Raw genomic sequence first — 15,428 nt, 5'->3', positions numbered from 1 at the left:
ACAGAGATGGTTTCGGACAAGGCGATTTCAAGCATTGCGCCGCCTGCACAGGAAGCAGAACCGGCCGGCACTTATGCGCGAATGGATATGCTGCGCTGCAAAAAATGCACAGGACAGGAATGGTACGATCATTGATATTGTTGTTTGTGGCATGTCCATGCCGTCCCAGTCCATTTATTTTCCCATGATGCGCCGAGTACCTGGTTTCAGCGTCCGCCGCACGATTCGCGGTGCTTCGACCCGATTACCGCCCAAGGAGTTTTCGTGAGCGATATTGCCGTCGAGGTTCTCGATACCCAAACCTCCCTGGAAACGCCGTCGCGCACCGCCATTGCGCTGGTGACTTTGGCACTGGCCGTCGGCAGTTTCGGCATCGGCACGGGCGAATTCGTCATCATGGGGCTTCTGCCCGAGGTCGCCGATACCTTCGGCGTCACCACGCCACAGGCGGGCCATGTCATCAGCGCCTATGCGCTCGGCGTCGTCGTCGGCGCGCCAATCATTGCCGTGCTCGCCGCCAAGATGGCGCGCCGCACGCTGCTCCTGCTGATGATGGCGCTCTTTGCCGCCGGCAATATTTCCAGCGCGTTTGCGCCGACCTTCGAAAGCTTCACGGTGCTGCGCTTCATCACCGGCCTGCCGCATGGCGCCTATTTCGGCGTTGCAGCGCTCGTTGCCGCCTCCATGGTGCCGGTTCATCGTCGCGTGCGGGCAGTCGGCCAAGTCATGCTCGGCCTGACGATCGCGACGCTGATCGGCACGCCGATCGCCACCTATCTCGGCCAGCTTCTCGAATGGCGCGCAGCGTTCATGATGGTCGGCGGCGTCGGCCTCGTCACCATGCTTCTCATCGCCCTGTTCCTGCCGAAGGACAAGGCCGAAGAAGGCGCCAGCATCACCCGCGAACTGGGTGCACTCAAGCGCATTCAAGTTTGGCTGACGCTTGGTGTCGCGGCCATCGGCTTCGGCGGCATGTTTTCGATCTTCAGCTATGTCGCCACGACGACGACCCAGGTCACCGGCCTTGGCGCCGCCATGGTGCCGGTCGTACTTGCGCTATTCGGCATCGGCATGAATGTCGGTAACATCGTCGGCTCGCGCCTCGGCGACATCTCGATCAAGGGAACGATCGGAGGCATGATGATCTTCAATGTCGTCATCATGACGTTGTTTGCACTCACCGCCGCCAACCCCGTCATGCTCTGCATCTGCGTCTTCCTGATCGGCTGCGGTTTTGCCGCCTGCCCCGCAGTACAGACCCGCCTGATGGACGTGGCAGCCGATGCGCAGACGCTGGCCGCAGCCTCCAATCACTCCGCCTTCAACATCGCCAACGCGCTCGGCGCCTGGCTCGGCGGACTGGTGATCTTCTGGGGCTTCACCGCGGCAGCGACCGGCTATGTCGGCGCGGTCCTCTCCGTCGGCGGTCTTGCCGTCTTCGCGCTGTCAGTTGCTCTGGAGCGCCGTACCGGTCACGCATGACGCCAGTTGCTGGCGGCCGTCATGGCAGAACACATTCTCTTCGCCCCATACGGCCATGGCCTTGATGATCGGCCCAAGGCTGGCGCCTAGCGGCGTCAGCGCATAATCGACACGCGGCGGCACCACCGGAAAGACGGTGCGTGAAGCCAGCCCGGATTCCTCCAGCTCCCGCAATTGCTTCGTCAGCATGCGCTGCGTCACCGACGGCAGTTTGCGGCGGATCTCGTTGAAGCGCAGCGTTCCCTCCATCAGGTGAAACAGGATCACGCCCTTCCATTTGCCGTCGAGCAGGCTGAGCGTCGCCTCGACCGGACAACCCGGAAAATTCCTGACAAGTTTGGAGCGGGGAACCGACATCGACAGTATCCTTTTTGTACCTACGTACAGAAATTGTGCATTCTTGCGTCATTTGAGGATAATGCGCATCTAGCCTCTGTGCAACGAACCGAGGAGCTTCTCCCATGCGCGCAGTCGCCTACAAGCAACCGCAACCCATCTCCGCAGAGACATCCCTGATCGACGTCGAACTGCCGACGCCCGAGGCAAAGGGCCGCGATCTGCTCGTCGAGGTGAAGGCTGTTTCCGTCAATCCGGTCGACGTCAAAGTCCGTGCCAATGTCGCTCCGAGCGACGACGCGTATAAGATCCTCGGCTGGGATGCGGCCGGGATCGTCAAGACGGTCGGCCCCGACGTCACCATGTTCAAGCCGGGGGACGAGGTCTTCTATGCGGGCGCCATCAACCGCGATGGATCGAATGCCGAATTCCATCTGGTCGACGAACGTATTGTCGGCGCCAAGCCGAAGAGCCTGGATTTTCCTGCGGCGGCAGCACTGCCTCTGACTTCGATCACCGCTTATGAGGCACTGTTCGATCGTCTGAAGGTGCAAGACTCCGTTTCCGGTGTTGCCAATGCCATCCTCATCATCGGCGGTGCGGGCGGCGTCGGATCGGTTGCCATCCAGATCGCACGGGCTCTAACCGATATCACCATCATCGCCACGGCATCCCGGCCGGAAACACAGGCCTGGGTGAAAGAGCTCGGCGCTCACCACGTCATCGATCATTCGAAGCCGCTTGCCCCGCAGATCGAGGCCCTTGGCATCGGCGCGCCGGCTTTCGTCTTCTCCACGACGAATACTGCCGACCACATCACCTCAATCGTCGACGCCATCGCGCCGCAAGGCCGGTTCGCGCTGATCGACGACCCGAAGACGCTCGATGTCGTGCCCTTCAAGCGCAAGGCAGTATCAATACACTGGGAGCTGATGTTCACACGCCCGCTCTTCAGCACCGCCGACATGATCGAGCAGCACAAGCTGCTGACCAAGGTCGCGGAGCTGGTGGATGCCGGCAAGATCCGCTCGACCCTGACCGAGACTGCGGGCACGATCAACGCCGCCAATCTGAAGACGGCGCACGCCCTCGTCGAGACCGGCAAGATGAAGGGTAAGATCGTTCTAGCGGGCTTCTGAGCGATCGGATTTCACAGCAATTCGGGCCGGGCGCATGTCGTCCGGCCGCATTGTTTTAACGCGTTTGCATCAGGCTTTATTGCGTCGCAAAAATTTGCAGCCGCCTAACCAAAATTTTCTCGCAGGATCGTACGTTTAGGCACGTCCGCCTCTTGACTTTTTATGCCTTCGGCGCGACTTCTCCGCACATGGGGAACACCGTTTTTCCATGCCGATTAACCGGAGCCATCTTTAGATGCCTAGCGACAGTAGTAGTCGATTGCCTTTGCCGTCAGTAGCATTCGTGCACTAACCGACTCCTGTCGGCTCGCCACGATCCGCTACGACGGCGGATCGACCGGAAAGGCGAGCTATAATGAACATCAACAGCTTTCCCGCGCGGGCTGGCAATGCCGCTCGTGCATTCATCAATAACAATCGCGGCGCCACCATCGCCGAACGCGTTGAGTCGCTGAACGTACTTGATGTGGCCGAAGCCGCACGCATCCTCGCCAAAATGCCGGAAGAGCGCGCCGTGCGCATTCTCGATCGGCCCGAACTGCGCAACGCTCCTGCCATCCTCGAAGTCATGGGCAATGCAGACGCTTCCCGGCTGCTGCACGGCATGTCCAACGACCGCGTCGCCGACGTGCTGCTCGACATGGATGCCGACACCCGCGCCCGGCTCTTTGCCACTTTCGACGAGCATGCACGCCAGGCTATCCAGGGCCTGATGGGTTATCCGCCGCGCACAGCCGGCGGCATCATGACGACGGAGTTCGTCAGCGTTCTCACAAGCTGGACCGTGGCCCAGACGCTCGATCACGTTCGCCAGGTCGAGCGCTCCCGCGAAACCGTCTACGCCATCTATGTGCTTGATGACGAAACGCATGTGCTGCTGCATGTCGTGACGCTGCGTCGCCTGATCACCGGCGAGCCCGATGCCTGTATCCTCACCGTCGCGCAAAAGGGCACGCCAGTCACGGCACCGCCGCTGATGAAGCAAGAGGATGTCGCCCGTCTGATCCGCCGGCACGATCTGCTGGCGCTTCCTGTCGTCGAAGACAAGGGCCACATGCTCGGCATCGTCACCGTCGACGACGTCATCGACACGATGATCGCCGATACGACCGAGGACGCTCAGAAGTTCGGCGGTATGGAAGCTCTCGGCCAGCCCTATATGAAGATCAGCTTTGCCGGCATGATCCGCAAGCGCGCCGGCTGGCTCGCAGCCCTGTTCCTCGGCGAAATGCTGACGGCAAGCGCCATGCAGCATTTCGAGGGCGAGTTGGAGAAGGCGGTCGTGCTGACGCTCTTCATCCCACTGATCATGAGCTCTGGCGGCAATTCCGGTTCGCAGGCGACATCGCTGATCATCCGCGCGCTGGCACTCGGCGAACTCAAACTCTCCGATTGGTGGCGCGTGGCGCTGCGCGAACTGCCGACCGGCATCGTGCTCGGCGCAATCCTCGGCCTTGTCGGTTTCACCCGCATCATCGCCTGGCAGAGTCTTGGCCTGTTCGACTACGGCCCGCACTGGCAACTCGTCGCCCTGACTGTCTTTGCAGCCCTCATCGGCATCGTCACCTTCGGTTCGCTTGCCGGCTCGATGCTGCCATTCGTTCTGCAAAAGCTGCGGCTCGATCCGGCCAGCGCATCGGCTCCCTTCGTCGCGACGCTCGTCGATGTCACCGGTCTGGTGATCTACTTCTCGGTGGCTTTGCTGATCCTCAGCGGGACGATGCTCTAACGGCATCATAACCTCGTCAAAAAAGGGCCGGCAACGGCCCTTTTCTTTTCATTCCGGCATCGGCAGCTTCAGTGCACCATTGGCCTTGATCGTCCGTATCGCGAAGTTCGAGCGCAGATCGACCACACCGGGAAGAGCCAGCAGCTTTTCCGACATCACCTTTTCATAGGCGGCAAGGTCTGCCACGACGACTTCCGCCAGGAAATCGGCGGATCCCGAAATCAGGTGGCATGCAACGATCTCGGGAATAGCGAGCAGCGCCGCCTGCTGCACTTCGGAATTTTCCTTTGAATGATGACCGACCTTGAGTTCGACGAAGACGGTCAGGCCGAGACCGGCCTCCTTGCGGTCGATATCAGCGCGATAGCCGCGCAGCAGCCCGGACTTTTCCAGATTGCGAATGCGCCTGAGGCAGGGCGATGGCGAGAGATTCACCCGTTCGGCGATCTCGACATTGGTGGCGCGCGCGTCCTCCTGCAGGCAGTTGAGGATCGCAATATCGAACTTATCCAATTTTGGCATGATCGAGAAGTCTATGAATCCCAATTGGCAGATTATTGCTCATAGCATTGTTTCTGCGCCATAACTAGCAAGGACATGCCTTGGCCTTCGGCGCTATCTTTTCCTCATTCAATGATGATCCGCATGGATGGAAAGGATATGTCGATGACCGCTTTGTCTCTCTCCACACGCAAGGCAACGCCCACCGCGATGGGCTACGCGGGCGCTATCGTGACCGTATTGATCTGGGCGAATTGGATTCTCGCGACGCGCCATACCGCCGAGACGCAGATGAGCACCATCGACCTCGGCCTGATCCGCTATGGCGTGCCGGCAGCAGTCTTGGCCCCCGTCTGGCTGCGAACCGGCCTGCTGCCGAAGGGCGTATCGTTGAAGCTGCTCGCGCTGATGGTCTGCGGCTCCGGCGCCCTCTTCTTTCAGCTGACCACCTTCGCCATCCAATTCACGCCCGCCTCCTCCGCCGGCATTCTGCTCGGCGGCTCCATGCCTCTTGCCGCCGCCGTGATCGGCGTCCTGCTATTTCGCGAACGGCTGGATCTGACGCGCTGGCTCGGCCTTGGCGGCATCGTCATCGGCGTTGCGATCCTGCTGGTTCGCAGCCTGTACGGCGTACAGATCTCCTGGGTCGGCTTCACCCTGCTGCCGCTCGCCGCGCTGCTGTGGGCAGCTTATACGCATGCCTTCCGCCGCTCGGGCCTGACTGCGATGCAATCAAGCGCGATCATCGCCGTCTGGTCTTTCTTGGTCCATGTCGGCCTGGCCGCCATTTTCGGAAGCTCGCTGACTTCGGTGCCCTTGCCGGAAATCGGCCTGCAGATCGTCAGCCAGGGCCTGCTGTCCGGCCTTGCCGCCACGCTCGCCTATGGTCTTGCCGTCCAGGCTCTTGGTGGCACGCAGGCCGCAGCCTTCACCGCGATTACGCCCGTCCTTGCCACGATTGGTGGCGGCTTCCTACTCGGCGAAGAAATCGGAATAGCCGGCGTTGCGGCAGCGATCGTGACTGGTGCCGGTGTGGCGCTTTCCACCGGCCTGCTCGCTCGCAAGCCCGCCCAGCATTAATTTCCACCCTGCACAGGGATGGAGCTTCGACAGGGCCAAACGCTTCATTGCAGCGTTTGGCCCTATATTCGTGATGTCACTCACATATTCGGATAGACCGGCCCCTCGCCGCCCTGCGGCGGAACCCAGTTGATGTTCTGGTTGGGATCCTTGATGTCGCAGGTCTTGCAGTGGACACAATTCTGGGCGTTGATGACGAAGGTTTCCTTGCCGTCCTTCTCCACCCATTCATAGACGCCCGCCGGACAGTAGCGCGTCGAAGGTCCCGCAAAGACGTCATGCTCGGAATTCTTCTGCAGCGCCATGTCTCCGACCTTCAGATGCACCGGCTGGTCTTCCTCGTGGTTGGTGTTCGACAGGAACACCGAGGACAGACGGTCGAAAGTCAGCACGCCATCGGGCTTCGGATAGTCGATCTTCTGGTGCTTGGCGGCAGGCTCCAGTGAGGCGGCATCCGTCTTGCCATGCTTCAGCGTTCCAAAGACGGAGAGGCCGAACAGCTGGTTCGTCCACATGTCGAGGGCGCCGAGCACCACGCCGACCGCCGTGCCGAACTTCGACCACAGCGGCTTGACGTTTCTGACGCGCTTCAGATCCTTGCCGATATCCGTCTGGCGCCATTCGTTCTCGATCTCGATCACTTCGTCATTGGCACGACCGGCGGCGATCGCCCCGGCAATCTTGTCCGCTGCCAGCATGCCCGACAGCACCGCATTGTGGCTGCCCTTGATGCGGGGAACGTTGACGAAACCTGCCGAGCAGCCGATCAGCGCGCCGCCCGGGAAGGTCAGCTTCGGCACCGACTGATATCCACCCTCGGTGATGGCGCGGGCGCCATAAGAGATGCGCTTGCCGCCTTCGAAGGTGCCGCGAATGGCGGGGTGGGTCTTGAAGCGCTGAAACTCCTCGAAGGGGAAGAGATAGGGATTCTTGTAGTTGAGGTGCACGACAAAGCCGACGGCGACCAGATTGTCTTCCAGATGATAGAGGAATGAGCCGCCGCCCGTCTTCATGTCCAGCGGCCAGCCGAAGGAGTGCTGCACGAGACCCGGCTTATGGTTCTCGCGCTTGACCTCCCAGAGTTCCTTGATGCCGATGCCGAATTTCTGCGGTTCGCGGTCTCTCGACAGATCGAACTTGGCGATGAGCTGCTTGGCGAGCGAGCCGCGCACGCCCTCGCCGATCAGCACATATTTGCCCATCAGCGCCATGCCGCGCGTGTAGTTCGGACCGGGCTCGCCGTTCTTCTCGATGCCCATGTCGCCGGTGGCGACCCCGATGACGGCGCCCTGGTCGTCGTAAAGCACTTCGCTTGCCGCAAAGCCCGGATAGATCTCGACACCAAGCGCTTCCGCCTTCTCGGCCAGCCAACGACAGACATTGCCGAGCGAGACGATATAATTGCCGTGATTGTTCATCAGCGGCGGCATGAGGAAATTCGGCAGACGTATGGAGCCGGCCGGGCCAAGGAACAGGAAATGATCTTCCTTGACCTCGGTCTTGAAGGGATGTCCCTCCTCGTCGCGCCAACCCGGCAGCAAGCGGTCGATGCCGATCGGATCGACGACAGCGCCCGAGAGGATATGCGCGCCGACCTCAGCTCCTTTTTCGAGCACGACGACGGTCAGATCCGGATTGATCTGCTTCAGCCGGATTGCAGCCGACAGGCCAGCAGGCCCCGCCCCGACAATCACGACGTCGAATTCCATGCTCTCGCGTTCCGGCAGCTCGCTCGCGTCAGTCATTCACTCTCTCCGCTTGGCCGGCATCCTTGATATCGGATCGCAGCCTTATCCCCTTTTGGGCATCTTCCCCGCTTCATTTATCTCTTGTCAAAATGGAAAGGAATTGTCGAGCCGGGAAGCGACAGGCAGTCTCCCAATTCCCCCACCGCACCATGCAAGTTAAATTACTCTTACGTTAACGTCAATATTTTGCCTGCCCTTGCGACCTTCTCATCAGGCACGGCTTTCAAAGTCGATCGAGAGCACTCTATAAATAGGGTTCAGCGGTTCCATAGCATGAAGGGGTAATCGACATGGATCTTCGTATCGAGGGAAAACGCGCGCTGGTGCTCGCCTCTTCCAAAGGGCTTGGCCACGGCATCGCCGTCGCTTTGGCGCGCGAGAGGGTAAACGTTCTGCTTTGTGGCCGTAGCGGCGAACGGCTCGAGAGCAATTGCAAGGCCATCAATGCCGAAGGCAAAGGCCGCGCGGACTGGGTCTGGGCGGATCTCGGCGACGAGAACTTCGTCGAGATCGTCAGCAAGGCCGTGACCGAGAAGCTCGGAGGAATCGATATTCTCGTCAACAATAGCGGTGGCCCGACGCCGGGCACCACCGAAGACATGACCGCCGACAGGTTGGAGACCTACTTCGTCACCATGGTGTCGCGGATCATAACGCTCACCAATGCGCTTGTGCCCGCAATGAAAGCGCAAGGCTGGGGCCGCATTCTCACCGTCGCCTCTTCCGGCGTCGTCGAGCCGATCCCTAATCTGGCGCTCTCCAATACGCTACGCCCCGCGCTCGTTGGCTGGAGCAAGACCCTTGCCAGCGAAGTGGCGGCCGATGGAATTACCGTCAATTTGCTTTTGCCGGGCAGCATCGCGACCGACCGGCTGGCCGAACTCGATACGGCTGCGGCCAAACGTGGCGGCAGGAGCCTGGAAGACGTCAGCGCCGAGCGTCAGCAGCGCATCCCGGCCGGTCGCTACGGCCGCGTCGAGGAGTTCGCCGCCACTGCCGCCTTCCTCTGCAGCGAGCCGGCAAGTTATGTGACTGGAACGATGGTTCGTTGCGACGGAGGAGCGGCGCGTTCTCTGTGAGACGGATCATCTGCCAAAGGGAGACGGGCCTCTTGTAAAGAAGGCCCGTCAACACAATTACGTGAGCATAGGCTAGAGCCGCTATGAAGATTTCGGCCCGCTTCTCACTATAAATGCCGGAAAAGAACGTATGGCTGTCCAATTATTACATGGCGGCAATCAAAAAATAGTCATTTGACTATTTGCTGCACCGCACAACCGGCAGCGGCTTCAAAGCTTTCCAAGCTTTAATTTTTCGTCCCGCCGAACTGTGGTAAATTGCACAGGATGAGCGTTCATGAATTCACGTTATTGGGACAGAATTACCGAACGTTAGCAGTGACGGCGATGTGATGGATTGCGGCGAAGCCCGTCTTTGTTGTGCGACGCAATAGATACACCTCGATGTCATCGCGTTTTTTTTGCAACTCGCTTCGACCGGTTCTTTAAATATGAAAAAATTCTGGCTTCCCCTCGGTCTCTTCGTCGTTGCAGCCCTTGCAGCCTGGGGCTACCGCGACCGCATTCCTTTTCTTTCCGCATTTGTCGACAAGGCCTCAGCAGAAACCAAAGATACCAGCAAGACCGCAGCGGCTGGCGGCAAAAAGCATCAGGCCGGGCCTTCGGTCGTCAAGACGGTAGCGGTGGAGAATAGAACGCTGCCGAGCGACATCACGGCCACCGGTTCGGCCGTGGCGCAAAATGCGACAACGATCGCCGCGCAGGAATCCGGCATCATTACCTCAATCGAGGCGCAGGACGGCGCGATGGTGAAGGCTGGCGACCTCATCGCCAAGCTGGATTCGCGGACGGCACAGGCCGCCGTCGACAAGGATCAGGCTAATATAGTCAAGGACCAGGCGGCGCTCGTGGCGGCGGAATCAGCCCTCAACCGCGCCAAGAGCCTGCTTGCCAATGCCGGCACGCAACAGACAGTCGATCAGGCGGTCGCGGCGCGCGATACAGCAGCAGCCGACGTCAACGCCGACAAAGCCCAACTTGCAGCCGACCATGTTCTGTTGGAAAACACGCAAATCCGTGCGCCTTACGACGGTCGCCTCGGAAATGTCGTCCCCAGCCCCGGCGCTTATGTCACGCCCGGCACTGCGATCGTGACGATCACGCAGTACAATCCGATCTACGTGCAATTCCACATGCAGGAAAATCAGCTCCGGCAACTGGAAGAAGCCATGAAGGCCGGCACCGTGCCGGTCAGCACCGTGCCGAACTCGACCAAGGGCAAGTCCCGCCAGGGCGCAGTCAGCTTCTTCGACAACACCGTCGACCCCTCTTCCGGCACTATTCTTGTCAAGGCGAAGTTCGATAATGCCAATGGCGCGATCTGGCCCGGCCGATCGGTCAACGTCGTCATGCATCTGACCGACAATCAGCCCGCGATTGTTGCGCCGACGGTTGCGATCAGCCCAGGCCCCGAGGGCTTCTATGCCTATGTCGTCAAGGACAGCAAAGTGCATCTGACGCCTGTTACCGTAGAGCGGCAGAACGGCGGCTACTCGGCCATTGCCAAGGGGCTGACGGAGGGAGACCATGTCGTCATCGAAGGACAGGTTCAGTTGATCGACGGCCAGAATATCGTCGAGCAGTTCAACGACGAAAAGCCTGAGAAGGTGGCTGCAGCCAACGACCAGTCGAGCCAGAAGAGCGAAACGATTTCCGTTGGAGCGCAGCGATGATACCACAATTCTGTATCCAACGACCGGTCGCGACGACGCTTCTGGCGCTGGGTGTGGTCATGGCCGGCCTCGCCGGCTATCAGCTCCTCCCCGTCGCCGCCCTGCCCCAGGTGGATTTTCCGACCATCAACGTTTCGGCCCAGCTGACGGGCGCCTCGCCACAGACGATGGCGACCTCGGTTTCCACACCGCTGATCAAGCAGTTCGAAACCATTCCCGGCATCAGTGAAATCTCCGCAACGAATTCGCTCGGCAACACCAGCATCGTCCTGCAGTTCGATCTCAACCGCAGCATCGATGCCGCTGCCGCCGACGTTCAGGCCGCGATCTCGAATGCAACGCGGCAATTGCCCAACAATCTGACGACGCCGCCTGGCTATAGAAAGACCAACCCGGCAGACGCGCCGATCATGCTGCTTGCGGTGCAGAGCGATACGATGCCGCGCAGCAAGCTAGACGAAATCGCCGAAGACATCATCTCGCCCTCGCTGTCGACCCTTCCCGGCGTTGCGGAAGTGACCGTCTACGGCGCGCAGACCTATGCCGTGCGCGTCGAGGTCGATCCGAGCAGGCTGCAGGCTCGCGGTATCGGCATCGAAACAGTCAACTCCGCCATCGTCAACGCAAACAGCCAGGTTCCGGTCGGCACTCTGCAGAATAGCAAGCAGAGCATGACCCTTAACGCCAACACGCAGAAGACCAATGCAGCACAGTTCAAGTCGCTGGTCATCGCAAATCCCAAAGGCGCACCGATCCACCTAAGCGATGTCGCCGATGTGCAGGACAGCGTGCAGAACGTCAATGCCGGCTCGTGGTACGACGGCAAACAGGCGATCATTCTTGCCATCCAGCGTCAACCGGATGCCAACACCGTCGACGTGGTCGATGCGATCAAAGCCAAGCTGCCGCAGCTCCATGCGGAAATCCCGGCCTCGGTGCAGACCCATGTCATGAACGACTCGTCGCAGCCTATCCGCGATGCGATATCGGACGTGAAGTTTACCCTGCTCCTGACGATCAGCCTGGTCGTTCTCGTCATCTACCTCTTTACCGGCCATGTGACGGCAACGATCATCCCGGGCCTTGCCGTGCCTCTGTCGCTGATTTCGACATTCGGCATGATGTATGTGCTTGGCTACAGCGTCGACAATATCTCGCTTCTAGGATTGACGCTCGCCGTCGGCCTTGTGGTGGACGACGCGATCGTCATGCTGGAAAACATATTGCGGCATGTCGAAGAAGGCATGCCGGTGCTCCAGGCGGCGATCAAGGGATCGGCCGAAGTAAGCTACACCATCATTTCCATGTCCATCTCGCTGATTGCTGTGTTCATCCCGATCCTGCTGATGGGCGGTGTCGTCGGCCGCATCTTCAACGAGTTCGGCATGGTGGTCGCCATCGCCATCGTGTCTTCCGCAATTGTCTCCCTCACCGTCACGCCGATGCTCAGCTCGCGCCTGTCGGCAGGTCACAGCCAACCACCCTATCCGGTACGCCTCTTCAACCGGGCTTTCGACTGGACCCAGCGCGGTTACGACAAGGGCGTCGCATGGTGCTTGCGCAATCGCGGCACGGTTCTGCTCAGCTTCCTCGCCTCCGTGGCGCTCTCGGTCTATCTCTTCATGGTGCTGCCGGCGAGCTTCTTCCCGACGGAAGATATCGGCCGACTGCAAGTTTCCACCCAGGCGCGTCAGGATATTTCCTATCCGGCCATGCGTGAACTACAGAGTCAGGCCGCAGCGCTCGTCAGGCAGAACCCGGCCGTCGACCACGTCATGTCCATCGTCGGCGGTAGTGCCCGCCAGCCGTTGAACAACGGCACCATGTTTGTCCAATTGAAGCCGAAGGAACAGCGTCCACCGCTGGACCAGACGCTGCGCGAACTGCGCACCAGCATTGGCACCGTAGCGGGCCTCAAGGCCTATATAACACCACAGCAGAGCCTGCGCTTCGGCGGCCGCCAAACCGCCAGCCAGTATCAGTTGGTCGTTCAGGCTTTGAGCGCCGACCAGACCAACCTCTGGGCCAACAAGATGTTGGATGCGATGCGCCGCGACCCCAGCTTTACCGACGTTGCATCAGACGAGCAGAACAATGCGCTGCAGGCCAATATCGTCATCGATACTGAAAAGGCAGCGCAATACGGGATCAACAACAATCAGCTGCGGACGACGCTGGAGGAAGCCTTCGGCGGCTATGATGCCGCCCAGATCCAGACCACCGGCGACAGCTACGACGTGATGGTCGAATTCGACACAAGCAAGCCTTGGGATGACCAAAGGCTGCAGGACATCCACATCACGTCGTCCAACGGCTCGCTGGTTCCGCTGTCGAACTTCGCTCGTGTCCAGCGCACGACCGGTCCGGTTACCATCAACCAGACGGGACAGCTCGTTTCGACCACCGTGTCGTTCAACCTGCCGGCTGGCGAAGCGCTTGGTGATGCCACGGCGCGGATCGATCAGATCAAGAAAGAGATCGACATGCCGGCGGACATCTTTACGTCCTACGGCGGCACCGCCCAGATCTTCCAGCAATCGCAAGGCAGCACGCCCTATCTGATCCTTGCCGCCGTGTTGACGATCTATGTCGTGCTCGGCGTTCTCTACGAGAGCTTCATCCATCCGTTGACCATCCTGTCGGGCCTGCCGGCTGCCGCCCTCGGCGCTCTGCTTGCCCTCAAGGTCTTCGGCTTCGACCTCTCGATCATCGCGCTGATCGGTCTGTTGATGCTGATAGGCATCGTGAAGAAGAACGCGATCATGATGATCGACGTGGCGCTGGAAACGCTTCGATCGACTACGGGCATATCGCCTGCGGAGGCGATCCACGAAGCCTGCGTCCGTCGTTTCCGCCCGATCATGATGACGACCTTCTGCGCACTGCTCGGCGCTCTGCCGATCGCCGTCGGCGGCGGCGCGAGCTCCGAGCTCCGTCAACCGCTCGGCATCGCTGTCGTCGGCGGCCTGGTGGTCTCGCAGCTTCTGACGCTGTTCATCACGCCTGTGATCTTCCTTGAGATGAACCGCCTGAACGAGTTCCTCGCTCGGTTCGGCCGGCGCAAGGACGAGGATCCGCATCACAAGGAACCGCCATCGGCTATTGCCGCGGAGTGACAAAGGCGGGCGCCGAGAGGCGCCCGTTTCATTTGTGCCAGACGCTACCGACAATAGGCCAAGGCGCCGGCTGAAACAGTTCCGGGGCGGGGAAATAAATCCGGAACGGCGTCTTGCACTTGCCGAGCAGCCATGCCATGACGCGCCCTCTTTGCGATCTGGGCGCGCCTTGCGCCTCGTCGGGGCCCTGCCCCAATCCATACAATCTCAACGGAAAGGAGTGCGGGCATGGCTCGGGCGCTTGGTTTCGACTTCGGCACCACGAATACGGTTCTGGCGATGGCCGATGGACCTGAAACGCAATCTGTCGCCTTCAACAGCGCCGCCGGCACGGCTGACAGCATGCGCACGGCGCTTTCCTTCATGAAGGATCCCGGACTGGGCGCAGCCGCGCTCAAGGTCGAGGCCGGACATGCGGCCATCCGCCAGTTCATCGACAATCCCGGCGACTGCCGCTTCCTGCAGTCGATCAAGACCTTTGCCGCAAGCGCGCTTTTCCAGGGCACGCTGATCTACGCCAAGCGCCATAGTTTCGAGGATCTGATGGAGATCTTCGTGCGCCGTCTGCGCGCCTATGCCGGAGAAGGCTGGCCAAGCGACGTTTCGCGAATCGTGACCGGGCGCCCCGTGCATTTTGCCGGCGCCAATCCGGACCCGGCACTTGCGACAGAGCGCTACAATAACGCCCTCGCCCGCTTCGGCTTTCCCGAGATCCATTATGTCTACGAACCGGTGGCCGCCGCATTCTATTTCGCGCAGAACCTGAAGAAGGACGCGACAGTATTGGTAGCCGACTTCGGCGGCGGTACGACGGACTATTCTCTTATCCGCTTCGAGACCGTCGCCGGCAAGCTCACGGCCACGCCCATCGGCCATTCCGGTGTCGGCATCGCCGGCGATCACTTCGATTTCCGGATGATCGACAACATCGTCTCGCCGGCCATCGGCAAGGGCAGCTACTTCAAGAGCTTCGACAAGCTGCTGGAAATGCCCTCTTCCTATTATGCCAATTTCGGACGCTGGAACCAGCTTTCGATCTTCAAGACCTCGCGCGAATATGCCGACCTGAAGACGCTGGTGCGCAGCAGCCTCGAGCCCGAGAAGCTCGAAACCTTCATCGATCTCGTCGAGCATGATGAGGGCTATCCGCTTTATCAGGCTGTATCGGCCACAAAGATGGCGCTCTCGGCCGAGGAAGAGGCTGAGTTCAGCTTCCCACCGCTTGGCAAAGCCGGCCGCCGGAGCGTTCGCCGCGCCGATTTCGAAAGCTGGATCGCCGAGGATCTCGCCCGCATCGAAGGGGCTCTTGACGACGTGCTGACAACAACGAATACCTCTCCCGATGCCATCGACAAGGTGTTTCTCACCGGCGGTACGTCCTTCGTGCCGGCAGTCCGGCGCATCTTCACGGAACGCTTCGGGCAGGAGCGCATCGAGACCGGCGGCGAGTTGCTGTCGATTGCGCACGGTCTTGCCCTGATCGGTGAGCGCGAGGACATCAGCCAGTGGACGGCGTGAGATAGCGGGCCGCCCTGCCCTTTCGCT

11 protein-coding genes are annotated in these 15,428 nt (G+C 60.4%); 8 read left to right on the top strand and 3 right to left on the bottom strand.

From position 1 onward, the window contains the following. Positions 1–264 precede the first annotated feature (264 nt). Positions 265–1,482, top strand: a complete 1,218-nt coding sequence (locus QD461_RS03380; protein WP_414086476.1) for an MFS transporter — start codon at positions 265–267, stop codon at positions 1,480–1,482. Here QD461_RS03380 and QD461_RS03375 read toward each other — a convergent pair. Next, on the bottom strand, positions 1,447–1,839 hold the full coding sequence (locus QD461_RS03375; RefSeq protein WP_414086475.1) for a winged helix-turn-helix transcriptional regulator: 393 nt from the start codon (positions 1,837–1,839) through the stop codon (positions 1,447–1,449). The genes QD461_RS03380 and QD461_RS03375 overlap by 36 nt on opposite strands. A gap of 104 nt (positions 1,840–1,943) precedes the next feature. Here QD461_RS03375 and QD461_RS03370 point away from each other — a divergent pair, with 104 nt between their 5' ends. Together QD461_RS03370 and mgtE are read left to right on the top strand one after the other, a co-directional pair. Then, positions 1,944–2,957 (top strand): zinc-binding alcohol dehydrogenase family protein, encoded by a 1,014-nt coding sequence (locus tag QD461_RS03370; protein WP_414086474.1) that lies wholly within the window; start codon positions 1,944–1,946, stop codon positions 2,955–2,957. Positions 2,958–3,312: 355 nt separating this feature from the next. Then, positions 3,313–4,686: a magnesium transporter gene (gene mgtE, locus QD461_RS03365; RefSeq protein WP_414086473.1), complete on the top strand. Its 1,374-nt coding sequence runs from the start codon at positions 3,313–3,315 to the stop codon at positions 4,684–4,686. Positions 4,687–4,734: 48 nt separating this feature from the next. Here the strand turns inward: mgtE and QD461_RS03360 are convergent, their stop codons facing one another. Next, positions 4,735–5,208 carry an Lrp/AsnC family transcriptional regulator gene (locus QD461_RS03360; RefSeq protein WP_184701353.1) on the bottom strand — a complete coding sequence of 158 codons (474 nt, stop codon included), beginning with the start codon at positions 5,206–5,208 and terminating at the stop codon, positions 4,735–4,737. Between the two features lie 144 nt (positions 5,209–5,352). On the opposite strand from QD461_RS03360, the gene QD461_RS03355 reads away from it, so the two are divergent. Continuing rightward, positions 5,353–6,267 (top strand): DMT family transporter, encoded by a 915-nt coding sequence (locus QD461_RS03355; RefSeq protein ID WP_414086472.1) that lies wholly within the window; start codon positions 5,353–5,355, stop codon positions 6,265–6,267. An 80-nt stretch (positions 6,268–6,347) separates the two neighbouring features. Here the strand turns inward: QD461_RS03355 and QD461_RS03350 are convergent, their stop codons facing one another. Further along, positions 6,348–8,012, bottom strand: coding sequence for a 4Fe-4S dicluster domain-containing protein (locus QD461_RS03350; RefSeq protein WP_414086471.1), 1,665 nt, complete (start codon positions 8,010–8,012; stop codon positions 6,348–6,350). A gap of 293 nt (positions 8,013–8,305) precedes the next feature. Here QD461_RS03350 and QD461_RS03345 point away from each other — a divergent pair, with 293 nt between their 5' ends. The 4 genes from QD461_RS03345 to QD461_RS03330 all read left to right on the top strand — a co-directional run bounded on the left by QD461_RS03345 (position 8,306) and on the right by QD461_RS03330 (position 15,401). Continuing rightward, entirely contained in the window at positions 8,306–9,094 is a 789-nt protein-coding gene (locus QD461_RS03345) for an SDR family oxidoreductase (RefSeq protein ID WP_414086470.1), read from the top strand. 431 nt (positions 9,095–9,525) lie between these two features. Beyond that, on the top strand, positions 9,526–10,767 hold the full coding sequence (locus QD461_RS03340; RefSeq protein ID WP_414086469.1) for an efflux RND transporter periplasmic adaptor subunit: 1,242 nt from the start codon (positions 9,526–9,528) through the stop codon (positions 10,765–10,767). Next, positions 10,764–13,883, top strand: a complete 3,120-nt coding sequence (locus QD461_RS03335; RefSeq protein ID WP_414086468.1) for an efflux RND transporter permease subunit — start codon at positions 10,764–10,766, stop codon at positions 13,881–13,883. The genes QD461_RS03340 and QD461_RS03335 overlap by 4 nt, the downstream gene beginning before the upstream one ends. A 228-nt stretch (positions 13,884–14,111) precedes the next feature. Continuing rightward, positions 14,112–15,401, top strand: a complete 1,290-nt coding sequence (locus QD461_RS03330; protein ID WP_414086467.1) for an Hsp70 family protein — start codon at positions 14,112–14,114, stop codon at positions 15,399–15,401. Positions 15,402–15,428 lie beyond the last annotated feature (27 nt).

Source organism: Rhizobium sp. BR 314 (assembly GCF_047445805.1).
Taxonomy (GTDB): Bacteria; Pseudomonadota; Alphaproteobacteria; order Rhizobiales; family Rhizobiaceae; genus Rhizobium; species Rhizobium lusitanum_B.
The sequence above is the reverse complement of the archived record's forward strand: the minus strand, read 5'-3'. Positions and strand labels throughout refer to the sequence as shown.